Annotated in this window: 1 protein-coding gene; it reads right to left on the bottom strand. The window is 66.0% G+C overall.

Annotation, left to right across the window (positions count from 1 at the left end):
• Positions 1-656: methylisocitrate lyase (gene prpB / locus AWB65_RS35205; RefSeq protein WP_087671288.1), on the bottom strand; the 656-nt coding region annotated here is incomplete at both ends.

The raw sequence follows: 656 nt of genomic DNA, 5'->3' as shown, positions 1-656 counted from the left end.
GCCTTTTGCGTGCCGTCGCGCCTGACCGTTTCGTAGAAATTCAGCGCCGCCGCGTTCATCGCGCGATACGCGCCGCAGCAGTACAGGGCGATATCGACGTTGGCGGCCTGGAGTTCATCGACGGTGAAGAATGGCGTCGAGCCGAATTCCGTCAGGTTCGCGAGGATCGGCACGCGCACGGCGGCCTTGAAGCGCCGGTAGTCGTCGAGCGTCTTCATCGCTTCCGGGAAGATCATGTCCGCGCCCGCTTCCACGTAGGCCACCGCGCGCTCGATCGCGGAATCGATACCTTCGGCTGCGGCCGCATCGGTGCGCGCCATGATGACGAACTGCTCGTCGGTGCGGGCATCGACGGCGGCTTTCACGCGATCCACCATCTCCTCGATCGGCACGACTTCCTTGCCCGGCCGATGCCCGCAGCGCTTCTGCCCGACCTGGTCTTCGAGATGCACGGCCGCCACGCCCGCCTTGATGAACGACTTGACCGTGCGCGCGATGTTGAACGCGCCGCCCCAGCCGGTATCGATATCGACCAGCAGCGGCAGTCGGGTTGCATCGGTGATGCGGCGCGCGTCGATGAGGACGTCGTCCATCGTGCTGATGCCGAGGTCGGGCACGCCGAGCGAGTTCGCCGCGACGCCGCCGCCTGACAGATA

Source organism: Caballeronia humi, from assembly GCF_001544475.1.
GTDB classification, from domain to species: Bacteria; Pseudomonadota; Gammaproteobacteria; order Burkholderiales; family Burkholderiaceae; genus Caballeronia; species Caballeronia humi.
Note: the sequence above shows the minus strand (reverse complement) of the source record. Positions and strands in the feature narration are given on the sequence as shown.